13 protein-coding genes are annotated in these 20,243 nt (G+C 72.9%); 10 read left to right on the top strand and 3 right to left on the bottom strand.

The features are described from left to right. The first annotated feature begins 48 nt into the window (after positions 1 to 48). On the top strand, positions 49 to 900 hold the full coding sequence (locus AC3RJ8_RS13965) for a potassium channel family protein (protein WP_489713171.1): 852 nt from the start codon (positions 49 to 51) through the stop codon (positions 898 to 900). Position 901: 1 nt separating this feature from the next. Here the strand turns inward: AC3RJ8_RS13965 and AC3RJ8_RS13960 are convergent, their stop codons facing one another. Beyond that, positions 902 to 1,810, bottom strand: coding sequence for an HAD family hydrolase (locus AC3RJ8_RS13960; RefSeq protein WP_489713170.1), 909 nt, complete (start codon positions 1,808 to 1,810; stop codon positions 902 to 904). Positions 1,811 to 2,027: 217 nt separating this feature from the next. On the opposite strand from AC3RJ8_RS13960, the gene AC3RJ8_RS13955 reads away from it, so the two are divergent. Continuing rightward, positions 2,028 to 2,930, top strand: coding sequence for a HipA domain-containing protein (locus AC3RJ8_RS13955; RefSeq protein WP_489713169.1), 903 nt, complete (start codon positions 2,028 to 2,030; stop codon positions 2,928 to 2,930). A gap of 43 nt (positions 2,931 to 2,973) precedes the next feature. Next, complete coding sequence (locus AC3RJ8_RS13950; RefSeq protein WP_489713168.1) at positions 2,974 to 3,744, top strand: hypothetical protein; 771 nt, start codon at positions 2,974 to 2,976, stop codon at positions 3,742 to 3,744. Here AC3RJ8_RS13950 and AC3RJ8_RS13945 read toward each other — a convergent pair. Beyond that, on the bottom strand, positions 3,738 to 4,370 hold the full coding sequence (locus AC3RJ8_RS13945) for a ribonuclease D (RefSeq protein ID WP_489713167.1): 633 nt from the start codon (positions 4,368 to 4,370) through the stop codon (positions 3,738 to 3,740). The two genes, AC3RJ8_RS13950 and AC3RJ8_RS13945, sit on opposite strands and share 7 nt — an antisense overlap. 24 nt (positions 4,371 to 4,394) lie before the next feature. After that, on the bottom strand, positions 4,395 to 4,889 hold the full coding sequence (locus AC3RJ8_RS13940; RefSeq protein WP_171782394.1) for a YajQ family cyclic di-GMP-binding protein: 495 nt from the start codon (positions 4,887 to 4,889) through the stop codon (positions 4,395 to 4,397). A gap of 330 nt (positions 4,890 to 5,219) precedes the next feature. On the opposite strand from AC3RJ8_RS13940, the gene AC3RJ8_RS13935 reads away from it, so the two are divergent. From AC3RJ8_RS13935 to AC3RJ8_RS13905, 7 genes are read left to right on the top strand one after another with little or no spacing between them, the layout of a single operon-like run. Continuing rightward, positions 5,220 to 11,276, top strand: a complete 6,057-nt coding sequence (locus AC3RJ8_RS13935; protein ID WP_489713166.1) for an Ig-like domain-containing protein — start codon at positions 5,220 to 5,222, stop codon at positions 11,274 to 11,276. Positions 11,277 to 11,301: 25 nt separating this feature from the next. Continuing rightward, complete coding sequence (locus AC3RJ8_RS13930; protein WP_489713165.1) at positions 11,302 to 12,273, top strand: AAA family ATPase; 972 nt, start codon at positions 11,302 to 11,304, stop codon at positions 12,271 to 12,273. Continuing rightward, the gene (locus AC3RJ8_RS13925; RefSeq protein WP_489713164.1) at positions 12,270 to 13,553 is read left to right on the top strand and encodes a DUF58 domain-containing protein; all 1,284 of its coding nucleotides are present in this window, start codon (positions 12,270 to 12,272) and stop codon (positions 13,551 to 13,553) included. The genes AC3RJ8_RS13930 and AC3RJ8_RS13925 overlap by 4 nt, the downstream gene beginning before the upstream one ends. After that, positions 13,550 to 15,952 carry a transglutaminase TgpA family protein gene (locus tag AC3RJ8_RS13920; protein WP_489713163.1) on the top strand — a complete coding sequence of 801 codons (2,403 nt, stop codon included), beginning with the start codon at positions 13,550 to 13,552 and terminating at the stop codon, positions 15,950 to 15,952. The genes AC3RJ8_RS13925 and AC3RJ8_RS13920 overlap by 4 nt, the downstream gene beginning before the upstream one ends. After that, positions 15,949 to 17,553 (top strand): RDD family protein, encoded by a 1,605-nt coding sequence (locus AC3RJ8_RS13915; RefSeq protein WP_489713162.1) that lies wholly within the window; start codon positions 15,949 to 15,951, stop codon positions 17,551 to 17,553. The genes AC3RJ8_RS13920 and AC3RJ8_RS13915 overlap by 4 nt, the downstream gene beginning before the upstream one ends. Further along, entirely contained in the window at positions 17,550 to 18,404 is an 855-nt protein-coding gene (locus AC3RJ8_RS13910; protein ID WP_489713161.1) for a PP2C family protein-serine/threonine phosphatase, read from the top strand. Before AC3RJ8_RS13915 ends, AC3RJ8_RS13910 begins: the two co-directional genes overlap by 4 nt. Beyond that, entirely contained in the window at positions 18,401 to 20,236 is a 1,836-nt protein-coding gene (locus tag AC3RJ8_RS13905) for an FHA domain-containing protein (RefSeq protein ID WP_489713160.1), read from the top strand. Before AC3RJ8_RS13910 ends, AC3RJ8_RS13905 begins: the two co-directional genes overlap by 4 nt. Positions 20,237 to 20,243: the final 7 nt, after the last annotated feature.

Below are 20,243 nucleotides of genomic sequence, written 5' to 3'. Positions count from 1 at the left end.
TCCGAGGTCGGCCCGACCGGCGTCCGGGCTTCGCTACCCTGAGGCGCGATGACCGACCACACCCCGCCGTCCCGCCCTCCGTCACCGCCCCTCGCCGAGGATCCCCGCGTCGCCGACTGGGAACGCCGCATGGAGTGGCCGCTGATCGCGGTCGCGGGCGTCTTCCTCGTCGCGTACGCCGTCCCCATCGTGTGGCCGCAGGCGTCCGCCACCGTGCAGTCGGTGTGCGCGGCGGTGGTCTTCGGGTCCTGGCTCGTGTTCGTCGTCGACTACGTCGCCCGGCTGCTGCTGTCCCAGCAGCGCTGGCGGTTCGTGCGCGGGAACCTGCTTGACCTGGCCATCGTCGCCGTGCCGCTGCTGCGACCCCTGCGGCTGCTGCTGCTCGTCAAGGCGATCAGGCGGCTCAACCGCGCCGGTGCCACGGCGATGCGCGGGCGCGTCGTGCTCTACGCCGTGGCCGGGTCCGCGCTCCTGGTGCTCGCCGGGTCGCTGGCCGTCACCGACGCCGAGCGCGGCGCCGCCGACAGCACCATCCAGAACGTCGGGGACGGGTTCTGGTGGGCGCTGGTGACGATGGCGACCGTCGGGTACGGCGACACCTACCCGGTGACGATCACCGGCCGGTTCGTGGCGGTCGGCATGATGCTGGGCGGCATCGCCGTGCTCGGCGTGGTGACGGCGACGCTGTCGTCCTGGCTGGTGCAGAACGTCGAGGAGCGCAGCGACGAGCAGCGCGCCGAGCGCCGGGACAGCACCGACGACCTGTGGGCCCGCCGTGGGGATGTCGAGGGCCTCGTCGCCGAGGTCCGCGCGCTGCGCGAGGAGGTCTCGCGGTTGCGGTCCGACGACGGCGTCGGCGCGACGAGCGGCTCGACACGGGGGCACGCCCCGCCCGGCTGACTCAGGCGCGCGTCAGCAACGCCTCGAGCGCCTCGGCGACGCCGTCGTCGGCGTGGTGCCCGACGACGGCGTCCGCCTCCGCGAGCACGTCCGGGTGGGCGTTGGCGACGGCGTGGCCCCGGCCGGCCCACCGCAGCATCGGCACGTCGTTCGGCATGTCGCCGAACGCCCAGACGTCGGCGGCCGCCACGCCCCGGCGGGCGCACCACCGGGCGAGCGCGGCGTCCTTCGTGACGTGCGGCGCGAGCAGCTCGGCCAGCCCGGCGGCGCCCGAGAAGGCCAGGTGCGCACGGTCCCCGACGGCGGAACGCACCGCGGCGAAGAAGGCCTCCTGGGCGTCGTCGCGGGCCGAGCCGCCCTGCTGCACGTCACCGCCCTGCTGCACGTCGCCGGGGCGGGTCGAGCCCGCCACCCGCGGTCGCACCGCGAGCAGCTTGCCGACCGGGGTGCCGAGCGTGGCCGGGGTACCGCCGTCGGGCAGCGTCTCCTCCACCGGGACGGCGCGGACCGTCTCCGGCAGGCCCTTCTCGTCGCGCGGGAACCACGGGTCGAACGCCGGGCCCTCGGTCCGCTCGAACGCGAGGGCGACGTCCGGGACCGCCGCGCGCAGGTCCGCGACCAGCCCGCGCAGGTCCTGGTCGGCGAAACCGTCGACCTCGAGCGCCGCGCCGGTCGCGAGATCCCACACGGCGGCGCCGCCGAGGCAGACCACGCGGCCGTGACCGCCCACGCAGTGGGCCAGGCCGGGCAGCCAGCGCGGCGGGCGGGCGGTGACGAACACGATCTCGATCCCGGACTCCTCGACGGCCCGCAGCGTCGCGCGGGTGCGCTCGGACACCGTGCCGTCGGGGCCGAGCAGCGTGCCGTCCAGGTCCGTGGCGACGAGGCGGGGGGTGCTGGCGCCGGTCATGTGCCGACCCTAGCCCGAACGTCCGACTCGCCCCGCGCCCTCGGTGGCGCGACCAGTGGCCAGGCCGACGGTGACACCGACCTGCGAGGATCCGCCGCGCTCAGCGTCTGGCAACGCGCCGGTGGTCACGGGGGACATCCGGGACGGGTGCGCGTAGCGTGCCCGTGTGGCTGGCCCCGCTCCGTATCGACGCGTCGACGTGTCCTCGTGGCCCGTCGTGAGCGAGGAACAGGTCGGGGCCGAAGCGAAGCTCTGGTTGCAGAGCAAGGACGAGCGCTACTGGTTGTTCAAGCCTGTGCGCTACTGGAAGAACGGCGAACGGCGAGATCTCGACGTCGCCGAGAAGGTCGCTGCCGAGATCGCTGGGCTCCTGGACCTCCCTCATGCCACTGCCGAGCTCGCGACCCGCAACGGCGAGGAGGGTGTGATCTCGCGCGATGTCCGACCTGGCGGCGACGACCTGTTCAGTCTGCGGGACGGAGCAGACCAGCTGCTCGACATCGGCGCCGAGGGGTTCGCTCCGTCGGCGTCTCTCGGCCCGAAGGAGAAGAAGCTCCGACCCGGTCACTCGCTGCCCGGCATCGAGTGCGCGCTGCGTGACGTCGTACCGCCCGAAGGGTGCGCGGCAGGTCTGACCGCCTTCGACGTGTTCGCTGGCTACCTGCTCTTCGACGCATGGATCGGGAACGCGGACCGTCACGACCAGAACTGGGCCGTGCTTGAGCCGCTCGTGGACCTCGACGCGAAGCGCGCGCTCAGTCCTACCTACGACCACGGCAGCGCCCTGGGATCGAGCGTCGATGCAAGTCAGCGGCGTTCGCTCGCTGACGACGCGGGACGCATGCAGCGGTTCGCCGAGAGAGGTCGTGCGACGTCGTTCGAGAACACAGGGAAGGACGCCGTGCCGACGCTGGTCGCTCTGGCGGCCGAGGCATTGCGAAGGTGCTCTCCCCAGGGCACCGAGCACTGGAACGTCGTGGCAGGCGCACTTCCCGTCGAGGCGGCGCGTACGGTGGTGACAAGTGTTCCCGGGATGTCGGAGGGTACGCGTAGATTCACGATCCGGCTGTTGGAGACGAACGCGAGGAGGATCAGAGATGGGTGCCGCGGCGACACTTGACTCCCCGTTCGTGCCCGGCGACGCCGTGTCGACGGAGCGCCGGATGATCGTCGCCTGGCAGCAACCGAGCACGGGGACCATCCGACCTGTCGGCGTCCTGTCCCAAGACGCCCACGGGTATGCCTTCGCCTACCTCGAGGCGGTTCGCGACATCGTCGGCTTTCGCCCGCTCGTCGGTTTCCCGGATCTCACCACCCGCTACCGGCAGCGCGAGCTGTTCCACCTCTTCGCGCAGCGCGTGATGAGTCCACGCAGGAGCGACTATCGGCGCTATCTGCACGAGCTCGGTCTCGGTCCAGAGGATGCCGAACCGTGGGAGCAGCTTGCCCGCTCGTACGGGCGCCGCGCTGTCGACCGCCTGCAGCTCTTCCCCGTGCCCCGCGTCGTCGATGGTTCCGTCCGATGCCGGTTCCTCGTCCACGGCGTGCGGCACGTGCCGCAGCACCCGGTCTTCGTCGAGGGAGAACCTCGACAGATCAGCCTCGAGGAGCATGAGGCGACGCTGTCGCACCTGACGCCCGGCACAGCACTTCGAGTCGTCCCGGAGCCCGAGAACGACGTCAACCCTCGGGCGTTGATCGTCGTCCACGGCGAGGATCAGCCGATCGGCTGGATACCGGATCTTCTTGTCGACGACCTGCACGCACTGCGCCGCGTTGCCGCCGACGTCTCCGCCCGAGTCGTTCAGGTCAACGGTCCCGACGCGCCGCCGCACCTTCGGGTGCTGGCCGAGCTACGGGCCGAAGGTGCTGACGGATTCACGTTCTTCACCGGTCCCGCGTGGCGGGAGATCACTGACGGACCGGCTCAGTAGGCGTAGACGTCATCGATCCCACGCTGCGCAACCGCAGTGCGGAAAGGCAGGAACGCGCAGCACGCGTCGTAGAGGTCGCGCAGGCCCGCCTCGGCCAGCTCCCTCATGAGAACGTCGAGAAGATCGAGGAGGTGTGCGACGTCGCCCGCCGCGTAGGCGACCTGCTCGTGTGAGAGCTGCTCAGCTCCCCAGTCACCGGTGCGGACAGCACCCTTGCCGAGGCTGACTCCCAGGCGTGATTTCACGAGCGAGGACAGACTGTGCACAGAAGTGTCGTGCGGATCCAGCAGCTTGGACGCGATCTTGGTGCACCGGACGTTGACGGCGTCTACGCCCCAGGCGGCGCGCATGAAGGAGAGATCGAATGGCGCGTGGTGCAGCACTTTGCAAACCGTAGGGTCGGACAGCAAGGATGCCAGACCGGACGGACACTCATTGTCGATCCGCACCAGCGCCGTCTCTGCTCCCCGAGCGGCAAGCTGACAAAGACGGAGTGAGTCCTCGATCGCGTCGAGCCCACTGGTCTCGGTGTCCCACGCGATGGAGCCGGCGGCACGGAACTCCTCGACCATGTGCGGTGGGGGGTCGTGGTCGTAGACCGCGATGCGGTGGGAGCCGGCGGCCATGACGTGAGCGTAGTCCTCCCCCGACTACCGGTAGTTGACGAACTGCAGCGCCACGTCGAGGTCCGCGCCCTTGAGCAGGGCGATGACGGCCTGCAGGTCGTCCCGCTTCTTGGAGCTGACACGTACCTCGTCGCCGGTGATCTGGGTCTTGACGCCCTTCGGGCCCTCGTCGCGGATCAGCTTGGTGATCTTCTTGGCGTCCTCGCTGCTCAGACCCTCCTTGAGGGTGGCGGGCAGGCGGTACTCCTTGCCGGAGGCCTGTGGCTCGCCCTCCCCGGTGTCGATCGCCTTGAGCGAGACGCCGCGTCGGATCAGCTTCGTCTGGAAGACGTCGAGGACGGCGTTGACGCGCTCCGCGGAGTTGGCGACGAGGACGATCGCGTCCCCGCTCCAGGAGATGGAGGCACCGACACCGCGGAAGTCGTAGCGCTGGTTGATCTCCTTGGCGGCCTGGTTGAGGGCGTTGTCGACCTCCTGGCGGTCGACCTTGGAGACGATGTCGAACGACGAGTCGGCCATGGCGGGTGCTCCTTCGGCTGGTGCGGGGGACGTGTGGACACGGTAGTCGGCGCGCCGAGGATCGTGCTGCCCCCGTGGGGGAGCGCGGCGCTCCGACCTGCCGATACCACGATAATTCGGGCGGGTCGGATGGGGAGTGCTGCCCATGAGATACCCCTGTCCGATCTCCCTGGGCAACGGTAAGGTTCCGTCCGGAGTCGTCGCGCCTCGTGGCCGCCGGCACCGGCAGGGGGGCCTTCCGGAAAGTGTCGCGCAGTGCGCGAGGACGCGCTCCTGCGCGCGCTCGGCCACGGGCCGCACCTGTGCTGGCAACTACTGAAGGGCCCTCGCATGAGCCTGGTCTCACGCGTCTACGAGCACCGCCGGTCCGTCGCGTCCGGGGGCGTCGTCGCGCTCTTCGGCGCCGGCCTGGCAGGGTTCGCCCTCTGGTACGACGGTGAGGCCACGGCCGACATCGACCTCAACGACTCCGGCGTGTGGGTCACGCAGACCTCCACCGGCACGCTCGGACGCTTCAACCACGAGGCGCAGGCGCTCGACGGCACGCTGCTCGCCAACTCCGTCAGCTTCGACGTCCAGCAGAACGCTCAGCGGGTTCTGCTGGAGAGCGCGGGCGACGCCACCGCCAGCCCGGTGGACCCGGCCCAGCTCGCCCTGCTCGGCACGATGAAGTTCCCCGCGGGCTCCGAGGTGACGACCGGCGCCTCGACGACGGCCGTCCACGACGTCGAGGAGGGGCGGGTCTGGGTCCTGCCCTTCGACGGCACGGCGGCGTTCGACGAGGAGGAGATCGATCCCGACCTCGAGGCCGGTGCCGGGGGGTCGACGGTCGTGGCCGAGGACGGCACCGTGTTCGTCGCCGTCCCCTCCGACGGGGCGCTCTACACGATCGAGACCGGTGCGCAGGGCACGGCGGTCGAGCAGACCGAGGACTCGCTCCCCGTCGCGACCGACGCCGAGGTCCAGACCACGACGGTGGGCGGCGAGGTCGTCGTCCTCGACCGCTCCACCGGTCGGCTCGTCCTGCCCGGGGGAGACACCCTCGAGATCGACGGCGGCGCCGAGGCGCAGCTCCAGCAGCCCTCCGCGGCGTCCGACGTCGTCGTCCTCGCCTCCTCCCGCGGCCTGATCTACCAGCCGCTCGACGGCGGCACCGCGACGACGCGCTCGGCGAACGGCACGCCCGCGCGGCCCGTGCAGCTCGGCGGCTGCACGTACGGGGCGTGGTCGATCTCCGGGCAGGTGATCCGCGACTGCCCCGGCGTCGACCTGGACGAGGACCTCGTCCTGGAGGGCATCGACGACACCACGTCGCTCGCCTACCGCGTGAACCGCGACGTCATCGTCCTCAACGACATGGTCAACGGCACGCTGTGGATGGCCGCGGAGGACTTCCAGAAGGTGGACGACTGGGAGCTCACCATCCCTGAGGACGCCGAGGGCGAGGAGGCCGAGTCCGAGGAGACGATCCCGGAGCAGGTCGACCAGTTCGTCGCGGAGCGTGACAAGGAGAACCGTCCGCCCATCGCGTCCGACGACTCGTTCGGCGTCCGGCCCGGCCGCACCACGGTGCTCGACGTGCTGGGCAACGACGTCGACCCCGACGGGGACGTCATGACAGCGACCGTCGAGTCCGACCCGGAGGGCGACCTCTCCGTGGACCGCGTCCTGGACGGCGCCGCGCTGCAGGTCGACGTGCCGCGGGACGCAGAGGGCAGCGTGACCTTCACCTACCAGGTGGACGACGGTCGCCCCGGCGGGACCGACACCGCCTCGGTGAAGGTGCGGGTGGTGCCGCTCTCCGAGAACGAGGCTCCGGTGCAGTCGGGCGAACCGGTGCTCCAGGTCGGCCAGGACGGCTCCGGGACCATCAAGATCCTGCCGTACTTCCAGGACCCCGACGGGGACGACCTCTTCCTGTCCCACGCCGGCACCACCGACCCGAACGACGAGGTCCGGTTCCGGCCCGACGGCACCGTGGAGTTCCGCGACGGGGGCTCGGCCACCGGGCGCAAGATCGTCGACGTCACCGTCTCGGACTCGCACGGCCGCCCCTTCGAAGGGCGGCTGCTGGTCGACGTGGTCGCCACCAACGTGCCGCCGATCGCCGTGCAGGACCACGTCACCGTGCTCGCCGGGCAGCCGGTCACGGTGTCGCCGCTGACGAACGACCGCGACCCCAACGGCGACACCCTGCGCCTGGTGCACGTGGCCGAGCGCGACGACATCACGATCACGAAGAACCTCGCGGCCGGCACGTTCGCGGTGCAGGGCGAGGAGCCCGGCTCCTACGACATCACCTATCAGATCAGCGACGGGCCGAACTCGACCATCGGGCTGGTGCGGGTGGACGTCATCGCCCCGCCGGACTCGGACGCGGCACCCGTGGCCGTGTCCGACCAGGTGCTGCTGCCCACCAACGGCACGGCGCTGCTGGACGTGCTGGCGAACGACAGCGACCCGGCGGGCGGCGTGCTCGTCGTACCGTCCGTGGACGTGCCGGAGGACGCCCCGGTCGACGTCTCCGTGCTCAACCACCACGTCCTGAAGATCTCGGAGACCAAGCGGCTCGACGAGCCGATCACCTTCGAGTACACCGTGGCGAACGCCTCGGGCTCCACCACGGGGCAGGTGCGCGTGGTCCCGATCCCTGCCCCGGACGTGCTGCGCCCGCCGGAGGCCGGGCCGGACGAGGCAGTCGTCCACACCGGCGACGTCGTGACGGTGCCGGTCCTCGACAACGACAGCCACCCGGACGGGCTGCAGATCACGCTCAACGACGAGCTCCAGGAGGAGCCCGACGCGGCGCTCGGCGAGGCGTTCGTCTCCGAGGACACGGTGCGGTTCCGCGCCGGGTCGGAGGCCGGGACGGCGCACCTGGTCTACGAGGTCGTGGACAGCAACGGACAGAAGGACTCCGCCCAGGTGACGGTGACGATCCTGGACGGCGAGGAGAACGCGGCGCCCCAGGTGCCCGACACCGAGGCGCGGGTGCTCAGCGGCCGCACGGTCCGCATCGCGCTCCCGCTGGACGGCGTGGACCCGGACGGAGACGCCGTCGTGCTCTCCTCGATCGCCTCCGCGCCGGGCCAGGGCCGCGCCGTGATCACCGACGGCTTCATCGACTACACGGCGGACAAGGACGCGACCGGCTTCGACACCTTCACGTACGAGGTGACGGACACCCGGGGCGCCGTCGGGCGCGGCACCGTGCGCGTCGGCGTCTCCGGCCCGCCGGCGAGCAACCAGGCGCCGCAGGTGGTGGACGACGAGAGCGTCGTGCGCCCGGGCCGGACCGTCGCCGTGCGCGCCCTGGAGAACGACTCCGACCCGGACGGCGACGAGATCGGCCTGGTCACCGACGGCTTCAGCGGGATGCCCGAGGGCATCGAGCCGGAGGTCGTGGACGACGACGTCGTCCTCGCCGCCCCCGAGACGGAGGGCACCTCCGCCTTCTACTACACGGTCCAGGACTCGTTCAAGGCCCGCTCCACGGGAGCGATCACCCTCGAGGTCGACGACGAGGCGCCGCTGCTGCACCCTGTCGCGGCCGACGACGTCGTCTCCGCCGACCAGGTGGAGGGCGCCACGCAGGTCGCGGTGGACGTGCTGGCCAACGACGTCGACCCGGACGGGGTCGCGGCCGATCTCACGGTGAGCGTGGAGGAGGGTCTCGACGGCGTCGAGGTCACGCAGGACGGGCAGGTCGCGGTGACGCTCGCCGCGCAGGCTCGCGTCGTCACGTACACGGTGACGGACGTCGACGGGCTGGAGGCCCAGGCGTTCGTCCGCGTGCCGGGCGACCAGTCTCGCCCGTACCTCGAGCCGGGGCTGGAGCCCCTGGAGGCCACGAGCGGCGAGCCGCTGACGATCGACCTCGCGGAGTACGTGGTGGTGCGCGAGGAGCGGGAGCCGCGCATCACGGAGGAGAGCACGGTCCAGGCCGCCGAGGGCTCCACGACGGTCGAGGACCACGACACCCTGGTGTACACCTCCACCGAGGACTACGCCGGCGCCGCGTCGGTGAGCTTCGAGGTGACCGACGGCGACGGCCCGGACGACGCGGACGGGCTGACGGCGGTGCTGACCCTGCCGATCGACGTCGTGCCGGCGGAGAACCTGCCCCCGGAGATCCTCGGCTCGCCCGCGTTCGAGGTGGCGGCCGGCGAGGAGGGCGCCGTCGAACTGTCTCGCTACGTCGAGGACCCGGACGGTGACCCCGTGACGTTCGAGGTCGAGGGCGCCGACGGCGTCTCGACCTCCGTGACCGGCGGGACCGTCACGGCGCAGGTCGACCCGTCCGTGCCCAAAGGCACCGTGACGAGCCTCCCCTTCACGGTGTCCGACGGCGAGAACTCGCCGGTGGACGGCAGCCTGAGCCTCACGGTGGTCGGCTCCACGCGACCGCTCGTGCAGACGGCACCGGACGAGGTGCCGGACGCCCACCAGGGCGAGGAGGTCCGCGTCCCGGTGCTGGAGAACGACACCAACCCGTTCCCCGAGGACCCGCTGACGATCGTCGGCGCCTACGGCGAGACCGGTCAGGGCGAGGTGACCTTCGACGACTCGGAGGTGATCGTCACCCCGGGGGCCGACTTCCACGGCGTGCTCACGGTGCGGTACACCGTGCAGGACGCCACGGAGGACCCGGACCGGCAGGTCGACGGCGTGCTCACCGTGACGGTCCTCGGCCGGCCGGAGCCGCCGCGCGCCCCGGTGGTCGAGGAGGTGCGCTCCGAGACGGTCGTGCTGAGCTGGGAGCAGCCGAACGACAACGGCGCGGAGATCACGGGCTACACGCTGCGCACCAACGACGGCGAGTCGACCGAGTGCACGACGACGACGTGCACGTTCGGCGGGCTGACGAACAACGTCACGTACACGTTCACCGTGGCGGCGATCAACGACGTCGGCGAGTCCGAGGAGTCGCCGGCGTCCGACGAGGCCCGCCCGGATGAGAAGCCGGACCCGCCGGAGCCGCCGACCCTGGAGTTCGGCGACGAGTCGCTGACTGTCACGTGGGAGAACCGCACGTACACCGACCGGTCGCCGATCGAGTGCGTCAACCTGGAGATCAGCCCGGCACCCGCCGACGGCCGGATCCAGCAGACGTGCCTGACCTCGACCTCGGTCGAGTGGGAGGGCCTGACGAACGGCACGGCCTACACGGTGCGGGTCCAGGCGGTCAACGCCGCCCCGGACCCCTCGGAGTGGTCCGAGCCGTCCGCCGAGGAGATCCCGGCCGGCCCGCCGTTCCAGCCCGCCGCGCCGACCGCCACCCGTGTCGACACCGCCGTGGGTGGCCAGACGACCGTGACCTGGGACCAGCCGAACACCAACGGTGACGCCATCAAGACGTACTACCTGGACGTCATTGAGAACGGGTCGGTGGTGCGGACGGTCGAGGTGCCCGGCACAAAGACGTCGCAGACCCTCCAGGACCTGACGACCACGTCGACCTACACGTTCACCGTCTCGGCGGAGAACAAGGCGGGGACGTCGGAGACCAGCGCGGCCTCCAACGCGGTGATCCCGTACGGCACGCCCGAGGTGCCCACCGGCGTCTCGGCGAGCCTCGGCAGCAACACCAGCGGGCGTGCGGACGTGAGCTGGAACGCCTCGGCGGACTTCCGCGGGCCGGGTCCGTACTACCAGGTGCGCGCGAACGGTTCCGGGGCCAAGAACGCCGGGAACGAGACCGGCTACCGGTACACCGGCCTGAGCAACGGCACCTCGTACACGTTCCAGGTGCGGGCCTGCAACGACTTCACCTGCTCGGCATGGTCCGGGCAGTCGAACGCGGTCACGCCGTACGGCGCCGTCCCCAAGCCGAGCCTCTCGGTGTCCGGGGGCAACCAGAAGATCACCTACTCGTGGAGCACCTCGACCAACGGCCGTCCGATCACGGTGAAGGTCACCTCCGGTGGCGACACGCTGTCCACCCAGCGGAGCGGCAGCGGCACCATCTCGGTGGGCCACAGCAAGACGCGGAAGGTGTGTGTCACAGCGTCGGACAGCGAGGGGCAGTCGAACCAGAACTGCAAGTCCGCGACGTCCGACCCGCCTCCGGACCCGCGTGCCGTGGTCTCGCGAGGCAACGGCTACGTCGACCCCAACCAGTGCAACGACGGCACGTGCGCGACGCTCAGGGTGACGACGCACGACTTCCAGGACACGGGCAGGCAGAGCATCGCCTGCTGGACCGACGCCGACGGCAACGCCCATCAGTTCTACGGCACCTCGGCCTACACGGAGAACATCCCAGCGAACGGGACGATCGATCTGCGGTGCTTCATCGGCAGCGCGGCCCCGAAGTTCCCCGGGCACAACGTGTGGGTCGTGATCAACGGCAAGCACTACGAGAAGACGTTCTGGCGGACCAACTAGGCATGGCACGGAAGAGGAACACGAGATGACGATGACCCCCGAGCAGGCGGCCTGGTTCGCGCAGACGTTCGACCGCCTCAGCGGCAACGTCGGCCTGGCAGTGCTGGGCAAGGCGCCCGTGGTGCGGCTGGCCCTGACGTGCATGCTGGCCGAGGGCCACCTGCTGCTGGAGGACGCCCCGGGCACGGGCAAGACGGCGATGGCCCGCGCCATCGCGGCCTCGGTGCAGGGCACGCAGAACCGCGTGCAGTTCACCCCGGACCTGCTGCCCTCCGACGTCACTGGCGTGATGATCTACGACCAGAAGACGGGCACGTTCGACTTCCGGCCGGGCCCGATCTTCGCGTCCATCGTGCTCGCGGACGAGATCAACCGCGCCTCGCCCAAGACGCAGTCGGCGCTGCTCGAGGTGATGGAGGAGGGGCGCGTGACTGTCGACGGCACGGCGCACGAGGTCGGCCGTCCGTTCATGGTGATCGCCACGCAGAACCCGATCGAGCAGGCGGGCACCTACCGGCTGCCCGAGGCTCAGCTCGACCGGTTCCTCATGAAGACGTCGGTGGGCTACCCGGACCACGCGTCCACGGTGGAGATCCTCTCCGGCGCGGCGACCCGCGACCGCAGCGCGGCGCTGAACCCGATCATCACCACCAAGGCGGTCGCGGACATGGCCGACCTGGCCGCCACCGTCCACACGGACCAGGCCGTGCTCGAGTACGTGAGCCGCCTCGCCGAGGAGACCCGCAACGCGCCCGAGGCGCGGATCGGCGTCTCGGTCCGTGGTGCGCTGGCGCTGGTGCGTTGCTGCAAGGTGTGGGCGGCGGCGCACGGCCGCAACTACGTGCTGCCCGACGACGTCAAGCAGCTCGCCCAGCCGGTGTGGGCCCACCGGTTCGTGCTCGACCCGGAGGCCGAGTTCACCGGCGCCCGGGCCGAGGTCGTGCTGGCCCGCATCCTGTCCGACGTGGCGGCACCGCAGGAGCGCGCCGGCGTATGACGACCTCAGCACCCGGGCGGCCGACCTCGCGCGTCGCGGCCTCCCGACTGCGGACCGGGCGGTGGTGGACCAGCGCCGTCGCCGCCCTGCGCGACGCCTGGGCGACCGTGGTGCGCGTGTGCGCCCCGGTGACCCGGGCGTTCAGCACGTTCGGCGTCGCCGTCATGGTCGTGGCCGTGGGTGCGTGGGTCGCCGGGCTGGTGCTCGGCTGGCTCGAGGTCCTGGTCGCCGCGATCGTGCTGACCGTGGCGCTCGTCGCCGCGATCGTGTTCGTCCTGGGCCGGCTGCGCTACGACGTCTCCCTGACGCTGACCCAGTCGCGGGTCACGGTCGGGGACCCGGCCGTGGGCCGCCTCGACGTGCGCAACGCCGCGGCACGTCCTCTGCTGCCGTCGGTCATGGAGCTGCCGGTCGGTCGCGGCGTGGCTGCGTTCCCGGTCCCGCGCCTGCGCGGCGGCGGCACGCACGAGGAGATCTTCCGGATCCCGACGCGGCGCCGCAGCGTCATCACGGTCGGGCCGGTGAAGTCGGTGCGGGCCGACCCGCTCGGGCTGCTGCGCCGCGAGGTGACGTGGACCGACGAGCAGGAGCTGTACGTCCACCCCGCCGTGAAGAACCTGGCGAGCTCCTCGACGGGTCTGCTCCGCGACCTCGAGGGTCGCGCCACCACCGACCTGACGGACTCGGACGTCTCGTTCCACGCCCTGCGCGAGTACGTTCCGGGCGACGACCTGCGCCACGTGCACTGGAAGACGACGGCGCGCACCGGCACGCTCATGGTGCGTCAGTTCGAGGAGACCCGGCGTTCGCACCTGGCCGTGCTGCTGTCCACCCGCGCGCAGGACTACGCGGACGACGAGGAGTTCGAGCTCGCGGTCTCGGTGTGCGGGTCGCTCGGCCTGCAGGCGATCAAGGAGGACCGCGGCGTCACCGTGCTGGTCCACAGCGGCAGCCTCCGCGGCGACCACCACACCCGCCTCCTCGACGACCTCTCGCGGATCGAGCCGGTCGCGTCCCGCAGCAAGCTGGTGGACCTGGCCCGCGGCGTCGGGTCCAGCGCGGCGAGCGCGTCGGTGATTGCGTTCGTCGTGGGCAGCAAGGTCACCCCGACCGAGCTGCGGGCGGCGTCCGCCCGGCTGCCCGCCGGGGTGACGGTCATGGCGATCCAGTGCGTCCCGGAGGCCAACCTGGCACGGCACACGATCGCCGAGGTCGGGGTGCTCACCCTCGGCAGGCTCGGCGACCTGCCGCTCGCGCTGAAGAAGATGAGCGACGCATGAACGACGAGACCACCCGGGGCGGAGGGGTCGCCCCCCAGGACACGAGCGCGCGGGCGGACCTCCGCACCGGCACCGGCCGGGGCACGACCCGCCGTCACCAGGACGCGGTGCCTCGGGCGACGACCCTGCCGGCGCTGGTCGACCTGGCGGCGCTGCTGGTGCTGCTCGGGGTCGTCGCCGTGGGCTTCGGGCCGGTCTGGGGCACCGCCGGCTACCTGCTGCCCACGCTCGGCGGGGTCGCCGTGGGTCTCGGCGTCGCCTGGATCGGTGCCTGGCGACGGCTGTCCGCCGTCACGGTGACGGGCCTGGCGGTACTCGGCTACCTGCTCCTCGGCGGGCTCCTGGCGCTGCCGCACACCACGGTCGCCGGTGTCCTGCCCACGCTGGACACCCTGCGGAGCCTGCTGCTCGGCGCGGTGGAGGGGTGGAAGGAGTTCATCACGACGGCGCCGCCGCTCAGCTCCTTCCCGGACCTGGCGGTCGTGCCCTTCGCCCTGATGCTCGTCGTCTCCCTGGTCGCCGGCACGATCGCCTGGCGAGCCCGGCACGCGGTGTGGGCGCTGGCCCCGGTCACGGCGGGGCTCGTCGCGGTCATCCTGCTCGGCACGCTCGACGAGGCGTGGCCCGTCGTCCAGGGCGGCGTCATCGCGCTGGTGGGCCTGCTGTGGGGCGGGGTGCGGGCCATGGACGCGCGCGTCGGCACCCACTCGATCGCCACCGAGTCCAGCAGCGCCGCGATCCGGCGCCTGCGCTGGTACCGGGTCCGCACCGGCGCCGCCATCCTGGGCGTGGCGGCGGTCACGGCGGCGTTCGTGGCACCGGCGATCATGCCGGAGCAGCCCCGCACCGTGCTGCGCGAGACCATCGTGCCGCCGCTGGACCTGCACCGGTACGCCAGCCCGCTCGTCGCGTTCCGCCAGTACGCCAAGGAGCGGCGCACCGACGAGCTGTTCACGATCAGCAACCTGCCCGAGGACGGCCGGGTCCGGCTCGCCACGCTCGACGAGTACGACGGCGTGGTCTTCGACGCGTCCGGCGAAGGCGGCGACACGGGGGTGTACAGCCGGGTGGGCGCGGACATCGCCACCGCCGCGACCGGGGAGCCCCGCGAGGTGGAGGTGACCGTCACGGGGTACGACTGCGTCTGGGTGCCCGAGGTGGGCGCGCTCACCGGCATCACCTGGACCGGTCCGCGCGCGGCCGCGCAGGACGACTCGACGTACTACAACTCGGCCACCCGCACCGCCGTCACCACGGCCGGCCTGCAGCCGGGGGACACGTACCGCCTGAGCACCCTCGTGCCCGAGGCGCCCGACGAGGAGGAGCTCGCGCAGGGCACCGTCCTGGAGGCCGACCTGCCCGACGTGCCGGACACCGCCGTCCCTCGCGGGCTGCCCGCCAAGACGGCGCAGTTCACCGGTGAGGAGATCGACCCGGCCACCAAGCTGTTCCTGCTGCGCGACGCCCTGGCCGCGTCCGGCGTGCTGTCCAGCGGCCTCGAGGGCGAGCCACCGTCGCGTCCCGGACACTCCGCCGAGCGGATCGACACGCTCGTCCAGGAGGAGAAGATGGTCGGCGACGACGAGCAGTTCGCCGTCGCCCTGGCGCTCATGGCACGTCAGTCGGGCATCCCGGCGCGGGTCGTGATGGGCTTCGCGCCCGACGAGGACAGCGGCTACACGCCGGGCGAGCCGTGGACGGTGCTGGGCAGCGACGTGCGGGCCTGGGTCGAGATCCCGTTCGAGGGGCACGGCTGGGTCCCGATCGAGGCGATCCCCGAGGAGAAGCCGCAGATCCAGCCCGAACCGCAGTCCGAGGAGGTCCCCAAGCCCCCGGTGCTGCAGGACCCGGAACCGCCGGAGGAGCCCGACCAGGCGAAGGCCGGCAGCGTCGAGGACGACGAGGAGGAGGAGGTCGAGAACGAGGCCTTCGACTGGGGCCGGCTCGCGCTGATCGTGCTGACCGCCGGCATCCCGCTGCTGCTCGTCGTCGGCCCGGTCGTCGCGATCCTGGCGTACAAGGCCCGCCGGCGGGCCCGCCGGCGGCTGGCCGAGGAACCCGCCGCACGCTTCAGCGGCGGGTGGCACGAGGTCGTCGACGTCGCCACCGACCTCGGTAGCACCGTGCCCGTCTCCGCGACGCGGCGCGAGAGCGCGGACCTCATCGCCGCCGCGCACCAGGCACCCGGTACGCTCGCTGTCGCCCACCGCGCGGACGCGACCGTCTTCGGGGCGGGCGAGTCCAGCGCCGCGGAGGCCGAGGGGTACTGGCAGGACATCGACCAGCTCGTCGGCGGGATGCGTGCAGGGGTGCCGCGGGGCCGCCGGCTCCGGGCGGCGCTCTCCCTGCGCTCAATCCGCGCGCGCAGTCGCTGGAGCAGGAGCGAGGAGAAGCGATGAGTGACGTGGTCTGTGCGGGCTGCGGGTCGACCCAGCGGGTGGGCGCGCCGTTCTGCGCGGTGTGCGGGCGCGAGTTCCCGCGCACGGGCCGGCCGGTGGAGATCTCGCCGGACGGTCCCCGCGGTGCCGTCCAGGGGTCGTACGGCCAGACCGGGCATCCGTACGGCGGGCACCCGTACGGCGGGGACCCGGGCGACCCGGCCTCGATGCTGCACACCGGGACCACGGAGCCGGAGCACCTGACCGCGACCCAGGTGCCGTCCTCCTACCGCCAGGCACCGGCGGCGCCGCCGGTGAACCCGTCGTTCGCGCACGTGGGGCGGCGGTTCGTCGCCCACCTGATCGACGGTGCCTGCGCCGGCCTGCTGTTCGGGGTGGTGTACGGCGTCGGTCTCGCGTTCGTCGACCTCCCCACGGGCGTCTACACGCCCGCGGACCCGGAGTTCGCCGCGATCCTCGGCCCGATCCTCACCGTCCTGGTCGTCGCGCTCGCCGTCCTGCTCGCCTTCGGCGTGTTCCAGCTCGTCTGGGAGGGACGCGCCGGCCGGACGGTCGGGCATGCCCTCCTCGGCATGCGGGTCCAGGGTGCCGACGGCGGGATGCCGATCGGCGTGGGCCGGGCGTTCCTGCGGTACCTGGTGGTCGCTGCCGGGTCCCTGGTGCTCGGCATCGGCCAGCTCGTCGTGCTGCTCAGCCCCCTGTGGGACGCGGGCGGCCGCCGGCAGGGCTGGCACGACAAGGCCGCCAAGGCCGTCGTCGTGGACGCCCGCGCGACAGCGCCCCGCGCGACAGCGCCCCGGGCGGCAGCGCCCCGGTCGGCCCCGCAGCCGTCACCCCCGACCGTCACACCGGCTCCGGCGGCGCACCCGGCCGCCGCGCCGTACCCGACGCCGACGTCGGCCCCTGCGCCCGGCATGGCGCCGTCGCCGTCGTTGGCGGGTCCGGTGCCGCCGCCGGCCGGCGTCAGCACCCCTGCCCCCTCCCACGCCCCGGCCGGGACGCCGGGCCACCCGGTCGCACCCACGAACGGCGGGGACAGCCTCATCACCGGGGTCCCCGGCGTGGCCGAGAGCCCCGAGCCGGCACCCGTGGCGCTGCCGACCCCCGCGCCGGCACCGATCCCGACCTCCGCGGCCGAGGCCGCGGCCCCGTCTGCCGAGCAGGCTTCGCCCGCCGAGCCGGACCTCCCCGCGGAGCACACGTCGTTCGGCGAGACCCGGATGCAGGCGCCGGCGCAGCGCCAGGCCCTGTCGCCCGCCGCAGTGGCCGCCGTCGAGCTCGAGCTCGAGTCGGGGGCCCGTCAGCGCGTGGACGGCCTCGCCCGTCTCGGCCGCAACCCGGAGGCCAGGGCCGGCGAGCACGTGCTGCTCATCCGCGTCGATGACCCGAGCCGATCGGTCTCCAAGAACCACGCCGACCTGGGTGTGGACTCCGCGGGCCTCTGGCTCACCGACCGGGGCTCCACCAACGGCACCGTCATCTCGGCGGCGGGCCTGCCGCCCCGCGTGGCGGAGCCGGGCACCAAGGTGCGGGTGCCGATGGGGTCGACGATCCACGTGGGCGACCGCCGGGTCGTGGTCCACCCGGGACGCCGCGCATGACCGCCGGTGAGCTCGTGCTGAGCTGGGGTGCCGCGACGCACGAGGGCCGCCGGCGGCGGGTCAACGAGGACTGCTACCTCGCGGGCGACGGGGTCTTCCTCGTCGCCGACGGCATGGGCGGCCACGACGCCGGGGAGGTCGCCAGCGCGCTGGCCCTCGAGGCGCTCAGCCCGCTGCGGGGCGTCACGCAGGTCGACCCCGACGTCGTCGTCGGCCTGGTCGCCACGGCGCAGGCCCGGGTGCGCGGCATCGACACCGGCCCCGGTGGCCGGGGCGCAGGGACCACCCTCACCGGCGCCGTCGTCGCCTACCAGGACGAGGTGCCGTACTGGCTGTTCGTCAACGTCGGTGACTCGCGCACCTACCTGATGTCCGGCGGGACGCTGGACCAGGTGAGCGTCGACCACTCCGAGGTCCAGCAGCTCGTCGACGCGGGGCTGCTCACGGAGCAGGAGGCGCGGCGGCACCCGCGCCGCAACGTCGTCACCCGGGCGCTCGGCGCCGACGACACGCCCGACCCCGACTTCCGCTACGTCCCGGTGGTCCTCGACGACCGGCTCCTCGTCTGCTCCGACGGGCTCACCGTCGAGCTGACCGACGAACGGATCGCCCAGGTCCTGCTCGACCACCCCGACCCGCAGCAGGCGGCCGGCCGGCTCGTCGACGAGGCGATCGCTGCCGGCGGACGGGACAACATCACGGTGGTCGTCGTCGACGTGACCGGCGCCGGGGACGCCCGCGACCGGTCGGCCACCAGCCCCCGCGAGGCCTGGGGTGAGCCCGACGAGGACACGGTGCCGAGCGGTGCCCCGGCGTGGGGCGCCTCGACGTCAGGACAGGAGGACGCATGACGACCGTCGAGTACACCGAGGGCGCCGCACGGGCGATCGTGCGCGGCGACACCGTGGTGCTGCTGCCCGACCCGGTCGGCACCGAGCTCGTCGACCAGGTCTGGGCGGTGCTCCCCGACGCGAGCACCGGAGGCCGGCACGCCGGCACCGGCCCCTCGGATGGTGTCGTGGCCGTCGTCGGGGTGCTCGCCCAGGTGTCGGGCACGCTGACGGACATCCCCCCGTTCGCCGTCGCGACCTGGGACCCGGTGCACCGCACGGCCCGTGTCGCGGTGCGGGGCACCACGGCGTCCGTCGTCGTCGCGACGTCGACGGGCGAGGTCGAGGTGACAGGTGCGGACGTCCTGATGTGGGCGGAACGGGTGGTCGACGACGCGACGTCCGTGGACGTGCGCACCGCGGCCGCGGACCCGGCCGCGCCGTTCTGGCCCCTGGTCGGTGGCGTGGTCCGGGCGGCCGGGGTGCGGCGCGGCGAGGTCCGGGCCGCGGCCGGAGCGGGCGCCGCCGGAGTCAGCCGGCCGGAAGCTGCCGATGCTCCGGCTGCTCCTGATGCTGCCGATGCTGCCGAGCCCTTCGCCGACCCGGGCGCGTGGCCGGTACCGGGCCAGCGGACCGTCGCGCCGACCGGGGCCCCGCCCAGCCAGGAGACCATCGTCGGCACCGTCGAGGCGCCGTCGGCACCCGCGGCCGATCCCGCCGCGCAGGTGGGCGCGTGGGCCGCCGGACCGTCCGAACCCGCTGAACCGGCCGCACCCGGTGAGCCCGCCGAGCCGGCGGCCGGCGCGGGCGGCGAGCTCGGTACCGAGCCCGGCGAGGCCCTCTCCGAGGACACCGTGCTCGGCGACGACGGCGACGGCTACGAGCACCTCTTCGGCGACACCGTGTTCCGCCGGGTCGAGGATGCCGCCGTCCGGGCCGTCGACGAGGACGAGGAGGCGGACGCCGAGCCGGCGACGGGCGCCGTGCCACCGAGCACGGCGGCCCCGAGCCCCGCACAACCGGACGCTGCGCCGTCGGACGCCGCACAACCGGACGCGGCGCCGTCGGGCTCCGCACCGCAGATCCCCGCACCGGCCGGCGCGCCCGGCCTCATCGCCGAGGTGCCGGGGGCCGCAGCTCCGCCGCCGTCCCCGCTCGCCGGCACGCCCGCTGCCGCCTCGCGGGCGGCCGCCGTCGGTGCCGGGTCCCCGGCGGGTTCGCCGTCCGCCGACGAACCGGTCGACGAGCCCGGCGGGTTCGACGACCACGACGGGCACACCATCATGTCCGGGGAGCTCGCCGCGCTGCGCGAGGCCGCCGGGGGCGTCCCGCAGTTCAGCGTGCCGGCACCGTCGGGCGCCCAGGACGTGCTGGCGCTCACCTGCCCGCAGGGCCACCCGAACCCGCCGACGCGCGAGCACTGCCGCACGTGCCGCACGCCGCTCGAGGGCGACCCGCACCTGGTGCCGCGCCCGCTGCTGGGGCGCATCCTCGTCTCGGCCGGCACCGCGACCGGTGGCACGGTCGACGTGGAGGGCGGCCAGGCGGTGGAGCTGGACCGGGACGTCGTCGTGGGCCGCCGTCCGCGCACGTCGACCACGTCCGCGGACCGGATCCCCCGCCTGGTGACCGTGAACAGCCCGCAGCACGACATCTCCCGCTCGCACGTCGAGGTCACCCTCGAGGAGTGGCACGTCCTGGTCGAGGACCTCGCCACCACCAACGGCACGATGCTGCTGCGGCCCGGACAGGAGCCACGGCGGCTGCACCCGAACCAGAAGGAGATCGTCGCTGACGGCGACGTGGTCGAGCTCGGCGACGGGGTGGCCCTGACCTTCGAGGGGATCTGGTGAGGCGCTG

It is taken from the genome of Isoptericola sp. MSGPD8_1_ISO-PGPR-S23-394, assembly GCF_058072785.1.
The sequence above is the reverse complement of the archived record's forward strand: the minus strand, read 5'-3'. Positions and strand labels throughout refer to the sequence as shown.